Below are 13,609 nucleotides of genomic sequence, written 5' to 3' on the forward strand. Positions count from 1 at the left end.
CATGGATAAATTATATACTGCTTCAGTAACAGCAACAGGTGGAAGAAACGGCAAGGTAGTTTCAGATGATGGCATATTAAATCTTGATGTAAAAATGCCAAAAGCACTAGGTGGCGCAGGCGGAGAGGCAACAAATCCAGAACAATTATTTGCAGCTGGTTATGCAGCTTGCTTTGATAGCGCATTGCAACTTGTAATTCGTACAAAACGTGTGAAAGTGGAAAGTACAGAAGTGACTGCACACGTTTCTATCGGTAAAGATACAGATGGTGGTTTCGGACTATCTGCTGTACTTGACGTACATGTTGCTGGTGTTTCTCATGCCGAAGCACAAGAACTTGTAGAAGCCGCTCACGGTGTATGTCCTTACTCTAAAGCAACAAGAGGAAATATTGAAGTTACATTAAACGTACGCTAAAATTTTAGTAAATAAAAAAAACGCGCGACATTCGTCACGCGTTTTTCGTTTTTGTCATTTTATGAATTGCTTTCCATGCTTCTTCTTTTCCAAGACCTGTTTCAGAAGAGAATAGAACGATTTCATCGCCAATTTCAACAGCAAGCGTTTCTTTTACAACTTTTAAATGCTTTTGCCATTTCCCTTTCGGAATTTTATCGGCTTTCGTTGCAATAATAATTGTTGGGATTTCATAGTGCTTTAAGAAATCATACATCATAATGTCATCTTTTGTTGGTTGGTGACGTAAATCAACTACTAATACAGCTGCGTCTAATTGGGTACGTGTTGTAAAGTAAGTCTCAATCATTCTGCCCCATGCCGCGCGCTCTGTTTTAGATACTTTCGCATATCCATAACCTGGAACGTCAACAAAATGCATCATTTCATTGATTAAGAAAAAGTTCAGCGTTTGCGTTTTTCCTGGTTTAGAAGAAATACGTACTAACTTTTTACGATTTAAAATTTTATTAATAAAGGAAGACTTCCCGACATTAGAACGACCTGCTAAGGCAATTTCTGGTAAATCACTGTCTGGATATTGTTCCGGTTTAACGGCACTAATTACAATATCTGCTTTTGTTACTTTCATTGTTTCACTCCTACTAATGCGTGCTCCAATACTTCGTCTAAATGAGATGCAAGCACAAACGTAAGGTTTTCTTTTACGCTCTCTGGAATATCATCTAAATCTTTCTCATTTTCCGCCGGTAAAATAATTTTTGTTAATCCCGCGCGGTGAGCACTTAATGTTTTTTCTTTCAAACCACCAATTGGTAATACACGACCACGAAGTGTAATTTCACCTGTCATACCAACTTCTTTACTTACAGGAATACCTGTTAGTGCAGAAATAAGTGCCGTTGCCATCGTAATACCTGCTGACGGTCCATCTTTTGGAACTGCTCCTTCTGGAACATGAATATGAATATCGTTTTTCTCATGGAAATCCGGATCAATATGCAGTTCTTCTGCACGAGAACGAATATAGCTAAACGCGGCTTGTGCGGATTCTTTCATAACATCCCCAAGTTTCCCTGTTAAAATTAATTTCCCTTTTCCTGGCGCTACAGACACTTCAATTGCAAGTGTATCGCCGCCCGCTGCTGTGTAAGCTAAACCTGTTGCCATACCAACTTGGTCTGTTTTTTCAGCTTGACCATAACGGAATATATGCTTACCAAGTAAATCAACAATATTTTTCTCTGTTACAACAATGCGCTTGCGTTCTGCTGTAACGATAATTTTTGCTGCTTTACGGCAAACTTTTGCAATTTGACGCTCTAACGTACGAACACCAGCCTCGCGTGTATAATAACGAATAATTTCAAGAAGCGCTTCATCACGCACTTGCAAATTACCTTTTCGCAAGCCGTGCTCTTTTAATTGTTTCGGCAATAAATGCTCACGAGCAATGTGTACCTTTTCAAGTTCTGTATAACCAGCAATCGAAATGATTTCCATACGGTCAAGCAATGGGCTCGGAACACTTGCAAGTGTATTAGCAGTTGCAACGAACATAACTTTCGATAAATCATATGGCTCTTCAATGTAATGATCACTGAAGTTATGGTTTTGTTCTGGATCTAACACTTCAAGTAACGCCGCTGATGGGTCTCCCCTGAAATCGTTAGACATTTTATCAATCTCATCTAATAAGAAGACTGGATTAACTGTTTTCGCCTTTTTCATACCTTGAATAATACGTCCTGGCATCGCTCCTACATATGTACGACGGTGACCACGAATTTCAGATTCATCACGCACACCACCAAGAGAAACACGTACGAAATTACGATTTAACGATGTTGCAATAGAACGTGCTAACGAAGTTTTCCCAACCCCAGGAGGTCCTACTAGACAAAGAATTGGTCCTTTTAATGAATTCGTTAACTTCTGTACAGCTAAATATTCAAGTACTCGCTCTTTCACTTTTTCAAGACCGTAATGATCTTTATTTAAAATTTCTTCCGAATGAGCGAGGTCAATCATATCCTCTGTTGCTTCTGTCCACGGAAGCGCTAATAACCAATCAATATAATTACGAATTACACCGCTCTCAGCAGAACTTACAGGTAACTTTTCATAACGATCTAATTCTTTCAGTGCAGCCTGCATTGTTTCTTCAGGCATTCCCGACTGTTCAATTTTCTCACGAAGTTCTTCAACTTCCCCGCCCTTGCCTTCTTTATCGCCAAGTTCAGTTTGGATCGCCTTCATTTGCTCACGTAAGAAATATTCTTTTTGCGTGCGCTCCATTGAACGTTTCACTTTTTGTCCAATTTTCTTTTCTAGGCTAAGTAACTCTTGTTCATCTTGAATAATCGAAATAAGTGTATGTAGTCGTTCTTTCACAGATACAATCTCTAAAATCTCTTGTTTCTGCTTCGTTTTAATCGGTAAGTGAGAAGCAATTAAATCAGCTAGTCTTCCGGGTTCTTCTACATCAGCTACCGTTGCAAATGTTTCATTTGAAACTTTTTTCGAAACTTTAATATATTGTTCGAAATGCTCCAGTAACGTACGCATAAGAGCCTTCTCTTCTAAATCATCTTCTACTTCTTCAGTTACTGTTCTAATAGAAACTTGTACCAGATTTTCTTCTTCGATAAACTCTACTACTTCTGCTCTATGTAAACCTTCTACAAGGACACGAAGCGTACCGTTCGGCAATTTTAACATTTGCTTCACTTTCGCCACTGTACCTACACTATATATGTCATCTTCTTTCGGATCGTCGATATTCATTTCTTTTTGCATTGCTAAAAAGATGATATTTTCATCCATTGCCGCCTGCTCTAGTGCTTGTATCGATTTATCACGTCCTACATCAAGATGCAGAACCATCGTTGGATATACGAGAATGCCTCTTAATGGTAGGAGGGGCACAATTCTTTCATTCGTATTCATACTAGACATAGCACCTCCATAATAAATTAAACTCCTGTTCAACTATTTTATATTACAATACATCTAGATGCAATTGCAGAGATTCTTCGCAATTGTAAATCCCCTGTTTTTTTGTGCCTCACGAAAAGAAAAAAAGACTTCGCTTAAGCATACAAACTTAAACGAAGTCTGGCAAATTTTTATTATTGTATATTCTCACATTGATTGCGCATCTGTTTCGTCCAAAGCAGTATGTGCATCAAGCTCACGATGCATATTTTCCTGCATAAATGTTAATTCAAATACTTCTTTTAATTTGCGAACAGGAATGATCTCAATTCCCTTTATTGTATACAAAAATGGTTGCATGTTTTCAGCCGGAATGATGACTTTCTTAGCTCCCGCTTTTTTCGCAGCTTTTATTTTTGCGTACACACCACCAATAGGCTTCACTTCTCCGTGGATACTTATCTCACCTGTCATCGCTACTTCATTATTCACATACGTACGATGCACTGCTGAATAGACACCTGTTGCCATAGCAATACCTGCTGAAGGACCATCAATCGGGATACCACCAGGAAAATTAATATGTATATCATACCCTTCTGGCAACACATCTAGAGAACGAAGGACTGTTAACACATTATCAACAGAACCTTTCGCCATACTTTTACGGCGAATTGATTTCGTTTGGCTACCAATACTTTCCTCTTCTACAATTCCAGTGACATTTACTGACCCTTTATCTTTCGCAGGAATAGCTGTTACCTCAATTTCTAATAACGTACCTGTATTCGGCCCATATACAGCAAGCCCGTTCACAAGACCGATTCTCGGAATTGGATAAATACGTTTTTCGTACTTTGGTGTAAGCTGACTAGAATGAACAACCCACTCAATATCTTCATCTTTAATGAAAGGTCGTTCTTCATTTATCGCCATACCAGCAGAAATTTGCACGAGATTAATTGCTTCTCGTCCATTTCTTGCATACATTCCAATCATTTCGATACCATTCTCACCTACTTGCATTTCCACTTTGTCAGCTGCATTTTTCGCTACTTTTTGAATTTCTTCTGTATCTAACTCACGGAAGAACACTTCTAAACAACGCGACCTAATTGCAGGAGGAATTTCCTCTGGTGAACGCGTCGTTGCACCAACTAAGCGAAAATCTGCAGGTAAACCTTTTTGAAAAATATCATGTATATACGTTGGAATCATCGAATTTTCTTCACTATAGTACGCGCTTTCCAAAAATACTTTCCGATCTTCTAACACCTTTAGCATTTTATTCATTTGAATTGGATGTAATTCACCAATCTCATCAATGAACAAAATACCACCATGCGCATCTGTTACAGCCCCTTTTTTCGGTTGCGGAATACCCGCTTGCCCCATTGCACCTGCTCCTTGATAAATCGGGTCATGCACTGAACCAATTAATGGATCCGCAATACCACGCTCATCAAACCTAGCTGTCGTTGCATCAAGTTCGATAAATGTTGCATTTGTACGAAATGGAGATTTCGGATTTCGTTTCGCTTCTTCTAATACAAGGCGTGCTGCCGCTGTCTTTCCGACACCTGGCGGACCGTATATGATCACATGTTGCGGATTAGGACCACAAAGAGCCGCTTTTAACGACTTAATCCCGTCTTCTTGCCCTACAATATCTATAAAGGATGTAGGACGTACCTTTTCCGCAAGTGGCTCTGTTAAAGAAACCTCACGCATTTTACGAAGCTGCTCTAATTCTTTTTTCGATTCTCGATCAATTGAAACTTTTTGTGTTCGCTGATTTCGAAGTAAGTGCCAAAAATACAATCCGACAATTACGCCAAAAACAAGTTGAACAAGTAAAAATATATTTGTCCAGCTCATAATTCATTTCCTCCCGCTATGTTTTACCTTTTAGTATTTCCTGGGAGGAATAGTGCTAAACATAAAGAAAAACAGCAATTATAAAAATTGCTGTTTCTTCTTCGCATTATGCAGATGTTTTTGTATCAAGTACAGTACCGTCTTGTAACACCAATTTCGGCGGTTCATTATCAGCTACTGTTTCTTTCGTAAGAATACACTTCTCGATATCTTTGCGAGATGGCAGTTCGAACATTACATCAAGCATCAAGCCTTCAATAATAGAACGAAGTCCACGAGCACCTGTTTTACGTTCAATTGCTTTTTTCGCAATCTCAACTAGTGCACCTTCTTCAAACTCTAACTCAACATCGTCAAGCTCCAATAGTTTTTGGAATTGCTTAACAAGTGCATTTTTCGGTTTAGTTAAAATATCTACAAGAGCATCTTCATCAAGCGGCTCTAGGTTCGCAATAACTGGAAGACGACCGATAAACTCCGGAATTAAACCGAATCTTAAAAGATCCTCTGGTAAAACGTGAGATAAAACATGCTTCTCATTTACATCAGCATTTTTCTTCTCAGCACCAAATCCAATTACTTTCTCACCAAGGCGACGTTTAATAATAGGCTCGATGCCATCAAACGCTCCACCACAAATGAATAGGATGTTCGTTGTATCAATTTGAATAAACTCTTGATGCGGGTGCTTACGACCACCTTGAGGTGGAACGCTTGCTACAGTACCTTCTAAAATTTTCAGAAGTGCCTGCTGTACACCTTCACCAGATACATCACGTGTAATCGATGGATTTTCGGACTTACGTGCCACTTTATCAATCTCATCAATATAAATGATTCCTTTTTCCGCTTTCTCTACATCATAATCAGCTGCTTGGATTAATTTTAGTAAGATGTTTTCTACATCTTCCCCTACATATCCAGCTTCCGTTAAAGATGTTGCGTCCGCGATCGCAAATGGAACATTTAAAATACGCGCTAATGTTTGTGCCAATAATGTTTTACCACTACCAGTTGGCCCAATAAGTGAAATATTACTCTTCGCCAATTCTACATCATCAATTTTGCTGTTAGAATTAATGCGTTTGTAATGGTTATATACCGCTACCGCTAGTGCTTTTTTCGCGTTATCTTGTCCGATGACATACTCATCTAAGATTTCACGAATTTCTACCGGTTTCGGTACATCTTTGAATTCTACTTCTTCGTCCTTCGCAAGCTCCTCTTGTACAATTTCAGTACAAAGCTCGATACACTCGTCACAAATGTAAACACCTGGACCTGCAACTAGCTTTCGAACTTGCGTTTGTGTTTTACCACAGAAAGAACATTTTAATTGACCTTTTTCATCATTAAATTTAAACATATTTTCACACCCCTTACAAAGTGCTAACCTCTTGCCTTCGTATGTACACGATAAATGTATCGTATGTAAATACATATTATGTCACTACGTGGCGAGAAATACAAATAATATGACTAGTTATGTACAAACAAAAAAATTTTAAAACTTTTGAAATATGTATATTCGACTTACAAAGGAACTTTTCCTTCTTCATCGAAAAGTTTTATAAATATATTTCTATATTTATAAAACAAGGCACGATTAAAATCGCGCCTTGTTATTTTATTATGCAGCGTTGTCTACTAAGAAGTCTACAGCTTTACGCACTTTAAGATCTTCAGATAAAGCGTCTACGCTTCCAAGAGCTTGCTTGATAGCGTCTACTGGCATACCGTACATTTCAGCCATTTTTTCAACTTCTGCAGTTACTTCTTCTTCAGTAACTTCGATGTTTTCAGCTTCAATGATAGCTTCAAGAACAAGATTGATTCTTACACGTTTTTGTGCATCCTCTTTCATTTGCTCTTTTAATTTGTCAGCGTCAGTACCTGTGAATTGGTAGTAAAGCTCAAGGTTCATACCTTGTTGGCTTAAACGTTGCTCGAATTCACGAACCATACGATCTAACTCAGTGTCGATCATAGCTTCTGGAATGTCGATTTCAGCGTTAGCAGCAGCTAATTCTACTACTTCGTCACGTACTTTGTGCTCAGCTTCGTGCTTTTTGCCTTCTTCTAAGTTTGTACGAAGTTTTGTTTTTAATTCATCAAGAGTTGCAACTTCTTCGTCAGCATCTTTAGCGAACTCGTCGTTTAACTCAGGAAGTTCTTTTGTTTTGATTTCGTGAATTGTTACTTTGAATGTTGCTGGTTTACCAGCTAATTCAGCAGCATGGTACTCTTCTGGGAATGATACTTCAACTTCTTTAGAATCACCAGATTTAAGACCAATTACTTGCTCTTCGAAACCTGGGATGAAAGTACCAGAACCGATTGCAAGAGAATAGTTTTCGCCTTTTCCGCCTTCAAATGCTTCGCCATCAACGAAACCTTCGAAGTCGATTACAGCTGTATCACCATCTGCAACAGTTCCTTCTTCTTTAACAACTAGTTCAGCTTGACGCTCTTGTAAAGCTTTTACTTCGTTCTCTACATCCTCGTCAGTTACAGTTGTTTCAACTTTTTCTACTGCTAAACCTTTGTAATCACCTAATTTAACTTCAGGTTTTACAGTAACTTTTGCAGTGAAAATTAAGTTTTGGCCTTTTTCGAATTTCTCGATGTCAATCTCAGGATGAGCAACTGGGAAGATACCAGCTTCATCGATTGCTTCACCGTATGCTTTTGGTAAGATGATATCTAAAGCATCTTGGTATAAAGATTCAATACCAAAGCGTTGTTCGAATAATGGACGAGGCATTTTTCCTTTACGGAAACCTGGTACATTAATTGTTTTTACTACTTTTTTGAATGCAGCGTCGATAGAGTTATTTACTTCTTTAGCATCAACTTCGATTGTTAAAACGCCAACGTTACCTTCTAATTTTTCCCATTTTGTAGACATTTATTCTTTCCCTCCAACTATAATAATGTATGCACATACCTCTATAGATTAAGATTTTTATTATCTCTTTTTTGAAATAACAAATGTACAAATAATCCTCTAGCAAAAGCTTTCAGATACAATGTTCCAATCTACTAATTGCCTAAAAGACAACTACGGTATATTTTGTTCGAGACTAATATGAAACATATTAAGTAAGAGAATTATACTCCTCTTCTCTTACAAACAGGCAGATTTCTGCCTTTTGCAACCCTTACATTATAACATAGAATGTGCTCGTTTCAATAACTGAACGATTCTTTTTCATAATTATACGGGCAAATACCCTTCTCTTTCAATGCGCAGTAACCATTGATAGGCAATATGGAATTCCTCAAACTCAATATTGTATGCTGTCATAAGTTCTTCTTCATCAATAGCCAATCCGAAACGCTTTCTTCCAATTCTCTCTAAGACGGCAGCCCAAATTTCTACTTTGTCCATTAATAGAGGGAATGGGAAAATGCTAATTTGTAATTCTTTCCAGTATGTAACCATCGCATCAAATATATCTGGATAATTTTGCTCTAATCGGTTTGAGAATTTATGTATAATTTTATCGGATTGCTCCTCATTATGACCCGTAAATGCTGGAATCACCTTTATCGTATTTCCAAACTTCTCTACTTCTATCTCTTCTTCTATTTGATTTTCTACCATTTTATACAAAATAGAAGTTTTTAAATAAGGGTGCTGATCTTCGTCTATTAAAAATTTCTTTAAAGTAGGAAGTGCGAGATCCAGGTCTTTTAACGAAAGTTTCTGGATCACTCTTAGCTTTTGACCAAAGTTTTCTCCAAAAAGCCCCTCGGTAAATTCTTCTAATTCAAAATTCGAATCCACTAGCGGTATATCTTCTTCATTCAGCATCCCTTGTGCAAACAAAGCAAGCTGCGCCAATTTTTCCTTTTGCTCAGGAATTATATCTTTCGTTTGCAAAACTTCCTCAACAGTTTCGATGACACCTTCATAATCATTTGTTTGAACTAAAATAGTTACATACGTTTCAAGAATATCACCAAATAATACAGCTCCTGTTTCAAGCAACTGCTCACATTTTTCTTTCGCTTCTTCCATACGTTTTAATTCTAGCAAACAAATAACTGAAGCTAATTCTGTTTGTTCCGTTTCTGCATTATACTGACGTAATATTTCAAAGCAGCGCAATGCATCTTCGAATTCCCGCTCTTTCAACGCTAAAAAACCTTTATCAATATAGCGTTCTGATAGTTGCGGAAACAATACGACCGTATTTTCTTTTTTATCCATACGTCCGCCTCTTTTTCTAGATTTTAATGATCTTCAAAGTAAATATATCAAATGCGTAATGAGAACACAACATTCCAAAATTATTTATTTGAAATATAGGAATATTCTATTTTCATAACAAAAAAGCAACAAACTTTTAAATGAAATTCATTTTTCACAAACAAAAACCCTCAGCAACAGAAGCAGAGGATTCATCATTAATGGAAAGCTTTTATAATTGTGGGGTATATAACAAGGGTAATAATTTGGAGAAAAATAATTGCCATAACAATCATGCTAAAATAGAAGATCGGTTTACTTCGCTTCATCAAAAACATAATAATAAGCATCGTACAAGCAAACAAACTTAAAAAGAACAAACTTGTTGTCGAACTAAGTATACCACTCGGGACAAAGAACAATAAAACTACACTACAAGTACCTATAATTCCAAATAACCATTCCATTCATTCACTCATTCCCTTTCCCTCTCATGGCAGTTTTTTCTACGCTACTAAATGTTTTACAACATCAATTACATATGTTAACTTTTCATACGCCACAAACCCAAAAGCTACTGTTAAACCCGTTACGATTAATCCTTTCATCATCTCTTCCTCCTCATGTATCGTTGTTATCTTCATTATATAGGATTAGTAATTTGTTACCATCGAACTTCCTTACACTTACCTTACAGAATTGTAAGATTTCAAAACAAATAAAAAAAACCTCATGTAACTAGAGGCGAATTCACGGAATTTCTCTATAATCATTTGCAAAATTAACTTTTTTTCTTGCTGATTTTTCGGAGAATCCACTCTTAAACTAATGGATTTATTAAATAATTTAGGATCGAAATAATAACATAAATCAGTTTGCGGACAATATATGCAATACACATCTATTTCTTCTTTATTCACTTCTTTTGTGGCGACTCCATTTGCCATAGAATAACTAGAGCGAAATCTTACTTCAAGTATCCCCCGTGGATTCAATTCTCTATATTTAACTTGCACCCTCTTAAACAATCCATCTTTGTACACTACAAGATCAAATGGAGAATGTTCTATTTGTGGTGTTAAAATCATATATCCTTTTTCATACAAGTCAACTTGAGCCTTTAAAACCGCTAAATCTCCTTTTGTTTTTGTATGATGGTGCACTTTTACTCAACACCTTTTTACATATTTTCAAAATAATATTCGTTACTTTTCTTAACTTACCTTCAAATATTTTCGGATTACAAGAAAACAATTTATTAAAATCATGATATTATATTTTTGTACAATTAAGAATTTAATTTATAAGGGGGATTATATATGTTCAAAAAAATGGCTGCTGATGTTTTAGGATTAAGCGATGTAGGTTCTGTCATTACACCAAAAGATTATGATAAGGTCGATGCAGATGATTACGTAATGCATGAAGATGGGGAGAAAATTTACTTTCTTATTAAATCAAAATCGGATGAATATTGCTTTACAAACAAAGGATTAATTCATCTAGATGGTACAAGCGCGACAAGCAAAAAGCGTACATTACGCCGATATAGCTATAGTAAATATCAAATTAAAAACGTAGCACTTGAAACTGCAGGCACAATTGATTTAGATGTAGAAATTAAATTTCATATGGGAGATGAGCATTACTCAATTGATGTTCATAAAAAACATATTGAAGAATTAAAAGATTTGTATAAGGCTCTTCTTAAAATCGAAGAAATTTCATACGACAACGATATTACATTGCAGTATGCGCATAAAAGTTTAGATATGGCCTCTAACACTTTTAGCCGTATTACAAATGCACAAGTAAATTTAGCAGAACAATTTAAAGAGATGAACGAGATCGCTTTTAACTGGCTTGTTGATACGAAGAAACAATATAACGTGAAAGATTATGGTTTTGTCTTTGAGAAGTTTATTAATAACTAATTTAAAACAAACAAAAAACCTTGTTATCAAAAGATAACAAGGTTTTGTTAGCGTCCCAGGAGAGATTCGAACTCCCGACCGTACGCTTAGAAGGCGTATGCTCTATCCTGCTGAGCTACTGGGACATGGAGCGGGTGAAGAGAATCGAACTCTCGACCAGAGCTTGGAAGGCTCTTGTTTTACCACTAAACTACACCCGCATATGTTATTTTATTTTTCATCGTTAGCGCCGTTGCCCTATCGACAATATTTATTATATTCATAACTACTTATAAAGTCAACACTTTTTTAAAAGAGGATAATTTTTCTTATCCTCTTTTAAAAATTGCTTGTTCCACCAGCTGTCCGTCTAATGTTTCAAAACGAACTTCTATATGATTTTCATCCATTTCTAATAAAGCGAATGTCTTTTCCGCACGAGAGCGCGGGAGCAAAATACTTCCTGGATTAATAAATAAAATCCCATCAATTAATTCTGCCCCTAATACATGAGAATGTCCAAAGCATGCTACTTGCGCTCCTACTTCTTCTGCATGATACGCTAACGTTTGTAACGTCATTTTCACATTATGACGATGACCGTGTACAACTAAGAAACGAATTCCATCTACATCAGTTACAATTTCCCCTTGAAAGTTAGCATAATCACAATTCCCTTTTACAACATGGAAACCTTGCAGCTCTTCGTGAGCAGGCGTTAGCTCTGAATCACCACAATGAATCATGACATCTACTTTCCCTTCGTACTTCTCTTTTAACTGCTGTAATTCCTTCACAGAGCTATGACTATCGCTTACGATTAAAGCTTTCATCAATCTCTCTCCCTTATTCTTCTAAAAACCATTCTGGGATTTTTTCTTCTAATTTACGAAGGGCACGCCCGCGGTGACTAATCGCATTTTTCTCATCTGAGCTTAGCTCCGCCATCGCTTTTTTATATTCTTCTACATAAAAAATCGGATCGTATCCGAAACCATTTTCCCCGCGGCGCTGTTCTAAGATTTTCCCTTCGCACGTTCCGTTTACAATAACCGGCTCTTTATCAGCTTCAGGGAAAGCAACTGCTAACGCACAGTAAAAACGAGCTGTACGTTTTTCTAAATCGACGTCAGTTAACCCTTGTAACACTTTATCTATATTCGCCTGATCATCTTTCGGCTCTCCAGCAAAACGAGCTGAATATACACCTGGCTTCCCGTTTAAGGCATCTACAATAAGACCAGAGTCATCCGCAATTACGATGGAATTCAACTGTCTACTAAGACTGTCCGCTTTTAAAATTGCGTTTTCTTCAAATGTTTCACCAGTTTCTTCGACTTCTTCAATATGAGGAAAATCGTGTAAAGATTTCACTTCTAAGTCAAATCTCTCAAATAACTCAGCAAACTCACGTACTTTCCCAAGATTTTTCGTCGCTACAACAACTTGCTTCATATTTTCCACCTCTACTCTATATGAGATACGATGTCACCTAATGCTTCTTTTTGCTTTTCAACAAGTTGGAAAATCCCTTGTTCAGCAGCATCAAGTAATTCATTTAATTCAGCTCTGCTAAACGTCGCTTCTTCTCCAGTTCCTTGTATTTCAACAAACTGACCTTTTCCAGTCATAATAACGTTCATATCAACGTCTGCTTTAGAATCTTCAGCATAATTTAAATCTAAAACAACACCTTGTTCTTCAACAATACCTACTGACGTTGCCGCTAAATAATCTTTCACCGGAATTTTAGATACTTTGTCTGCTTGCAATAATTTTTCAAAAGCTAATACCATCGCTACATAAGCACCTGTAATAGAAGCTGTTCTCGTTCCGCCATCCGCTTGAATTACATCACAGTCAATCCAAACAGTTCTTTCGCCAAGCGCTTCTAAATCAACAACCGCACGTAATGCTCGTCCAATTAAACGCTGGATTTCCATTGTACGCCCTGTTACTTTCCCTTTACTTGACTCCCTGATTGTACGTTGCCCTGTCGCACGTGGAATCATTGAGTATTCTGCTGTTACCCAGCCTTTTCCTTCTCCACGCATAAACGGCGGTACACGCTCTTCAATTGTCGCTGAACAAATTACCTTTGTATCCCCAACTTCAATTAGTACCGATCCCTCTGGATGTTTTAAATAATTTGTATGAATATGTATATGGCGTAGCTCTGCTTGTCCTCTACCATCTACTCGCATAAAAATAACCCCCTCATAAATACTCTCATTAGTATAGCCAAATTTAAATGTACGATATGTATAA

Annotated in this window: 12 protein-coding genes, 2 tRNA genes and 1 pseudogene; 2 read left to right on the forward strand and 13 right to left on the reverse strand. The window is 37.0% G+C overall.

Features of this window, described 5'->3' with window-relative positions; all coding sequences use genetic code 11:
- The first annotated feature begins 1 nt into the window (after position 1).
- The gene (locus tag EXW56_RS21385; RefSeq protein ID WP_000359777.1) at positions 2-418 is read left to right on the forward strand and encodes an organic hydroperoxide resistance protein; all 417 of its coding nucleotides are present in this window, start codon (positions 2-4) and stop codon (positions 416-418) included.
- Between the two features lie 34 nt (positions 419-452).
- Here the strand turns inward: EXW56_RS21385 and yihA are convergent, their stop codons facing one another.
- The 8 genes and pseudogenes from yihA to EXW56_RS21425 form a co-directional block, all read right to left on the reverse strand.
- Positions 453-1,049, reverse strand: a complete 597-nt coding sequence (yihA, locus tag EXW56_RS21390) for a ribosome biogenesis GTP-binding protein YihA/YsxC (protein WP_002088829.1) — start codon at positions 1,047-1,049, stop codon at positions 453-455.
- The gene (gene lon / locus EXW56_RS21395; protein ID WP_215596922.1) at positions 1,046-3,376 is read right to left on the reverse strand and encodes an endopeptidase La; all 2,331 of its coding nucleotides are present in this window, start codon (positions 3,374-3,376) and stop codon (positions 1,046-1,048) included. The genes yihA and lon overlap by 4 nt, the downstream gene beginning before the upstream one ends.
- A gap of 186 nt (positions 3,377-3,562) precedes the next feature.
- Complete coding sequence (gene lonB, locus EXW56_RS21400; RefSeq protein ID WP_002112070.1) at positions 3,563-5,233, reverse strand: ATP-dependent protease LonB; 1,671 nt, start codon at positions 5,231-5,233, stop codon at positions 3,563-3,565.
- Positions 5,234-5,339: 106 nt separating this feature from the next.
- Positions 5,340-6,599: an ATP-dependent protease ATP-binding subunit ClpX gene (clpX, locus tag EXW56_RS21405; RefSeq protein ID WP_000472285.1), complete on the reverse strand. Its 1,260-nt coding sequence runs from the start codon at positions 6,597-6,599 to the stop codon at positions 5,340-5,342.
- 264 nt (positions 6,600-6,863) lie between these two features.
- A complete protein-coding gene (gene tig, locus EXW56_RS21410) occupies positions 6,864-8,141 on the reverse strand; it encodes a trigger factor (protein WP_002112071.1) in 1,278 nt (425 codons plus the stop codon).
- 309 nt (positions 8,142-8,450) lie between these two features.
- On the reverse strand, positions 8,451-9,449 hold the full coding sequence (locus EXW56_RS21415; RefSeq protein ID WP_002199251.1) for a hypothetical protein: 999 nt from the start codon (positions 9,447-9,449) through the stop codon (positions 8,451-8,453).
- Between the two features lie 197 nt (positions 9,450-9,646).
- The gene (locus tag EXW56_RS21420) at positions 9,647-9,895 is read right to left on the reverse strand and encodes a hypothetical protein (RefSeq protein ID WP_002112074.1); all 249 of its coding nucleotides are present in this window, start codon (positions 9,893-9,895) and stop codon (positions 9,647-9,649) included.
- A gap of 283 nt (positions 9,896-10,178) precedes the next feature.
- Positions 10,179-10,591 (reverse strand): annotated as a pseudogene (locus EXW56_RS21425) (group I intron-associated PD-(D/E)XK endonuclease).
- 156 nt (positions 10,592-10,747) lie between these two features.
- Here EXW56_RS21425 and EXW56_RS21430 point away from each other — a divergent pair.
- On the forward strand, positions 10,748-11,362 hold the full coding sequence (locus EXW56_RS21430; protein ID WP_002160347.1) for a PH domain-containing protein: 615 nt from the start codon (positions 10,748-10,750) through the stop codon (positions 11,360-11,362).
- 51 nt (positions 11,363-11,413) lie between these two features.
- Here EXW56_RS21430 and EXW56_RS21435 read toward each other — a convergent pair.
- The 5 genes from EXW56_RS21435 to rph all read right to left on the reverse strand — a co-directional run bounded on the left by EXW56_RS21435 (position 11,414) and on the right by rph (position 13,545).
- Positions 11,414-11,487: transfer RNA gene (locus tag EXW56_RS21435), tRNA-Arg, on the reverse strand.
- A gap of 1 nt (position 11,488) precedes the next feature.
- Positions 11,489-11,562: transfer RNA gene (locus EXW56_RS21440), tRNA-Gly, on the reverse strand.
- 108 nt (positions 11,563-11,670) lie between these two features.
- On the reverse strand, positions 11,671-12,174 hold the full coding sequence (locus EXW56_RS21445; protein ID WP_215596924.1) for a metallophosphoesterase: 504 nt from the start codon (positions 12,172-12,174) through the stop codon (positions 11,671-11,673).
- A 13-nt stretch (positions 12,175-12,187) separates the two neighbouring features.
- Positions 12,188-12,796, reverse strand: coding sequence for an XTP/dITP diphosphatase (locus tag EXW56_RS21450; protein WP_061674627.1), 609 nt, complete (start codon positions 12,794-12,796; stop codon positions 12,188-12,190).
- An 11-nt stretch (positions 12,797-12,807) separates the two neighbouring features.
- On the reverse strand, positions 12,808-13,545 hold the full coding sequence (rph, locus tag EXW56_RS21455; RefSeq protein WP_002112084.1) for a ribonuclease PH: 738 nt from the start codon (positions 13,543-13,545) through the stop codon (positions 12,808-12,810).
- Positions 13,546-13,609: the final 64 nt, after the last annotated feature.

Source organism: Bacillus mycoides (assembly GCF_018742245.1).
In the GTDB taxonomy this organism is placed as follows: Bacteria; Bacillota; Bacilli; order Bacillales; family Bacillaceae_G; genus Bacillus_A; species Bacillus_A cereus_U.

Coding starts and splice junctions, on each gene's coding strand:
- EXW56_RS21385 (WP_000359777.1), top strand. CDS start 2: ATGGATAAATTATATACTGCTTCAGTAACAGCAACAGGTGGAAGAAAC.
- EXW56_RS21445 (WP_215596924.1), bottom strand. CDS start 12,174: ATGAAAGCTTTAATCGTAAGCGATAGTCATAGCTCTGTGAAGGAATTA.
- lon (WP_215596922.1), bottom strand. CDS start 3,376: ATGTCTAGTATGAATACGAATGAAAGAATTGTGCCCCTCCTACCATTA.
- tig (WP_002112071.1), bottom strand. CDS start 8,141: ATGTCTACAAAATGGGAAAAATTAGAAGGTAACGTTGGCGTTTTAACA.
- EXW56_RS21420 (WP_002112074.1), bottom strand. CDS start 9,895: ATGGAATGGTTATTTGGAATTATAGGTACTTGTAGTGTAGTTTTATTG.
- rph (WP_002112084.1), bottom strand. CDS start 13,545: ATGCGAGTAGATGGTAGAGGACAAGCAGAGCTACGCCATATACATATT.
- EXW56_RS21430 (WP_002160347.1), top strand. CDS start 10,748: ATGTTCAAAAAAATGGCTGCTGATGTTTTAGGATTAAGCGATGTAGGT.
- EXW56_RS21450 (WP_061674627.1), bottom strand. CDS start 12,796: ATGAAGCAAGTTGTTGTAGCGACGAAAAATCTTGGGAAAGTACGTGAG.
- lonB (WP_002112070.1), bottom strand. CDS start 5,233: ATGAGCTGGACAAATATATTTTTACTTGTTCAACTTGTTTTTGGCGTA.
- EXW56_RS21415 (WP_002199251.1), bottom strand. CDS start 9,449: ATGGATAAAAAAGAAAATACGGTCGTATTGTTTCCGCAACTATCAGAA.
- yihA (WP_002088829.1), bottom strand. CDS start 1,049: ATGAAAGTAACAAAAGCAGATATTGTAATTAGTGCCGTTAAACCGGAA.
- clpX (WP_000472285.1), bottom strand. CDS start 6,599: ATGTTTAAATTTAATGATGAAAAAGGTCAATTAAAATGTTCTTTCTGT.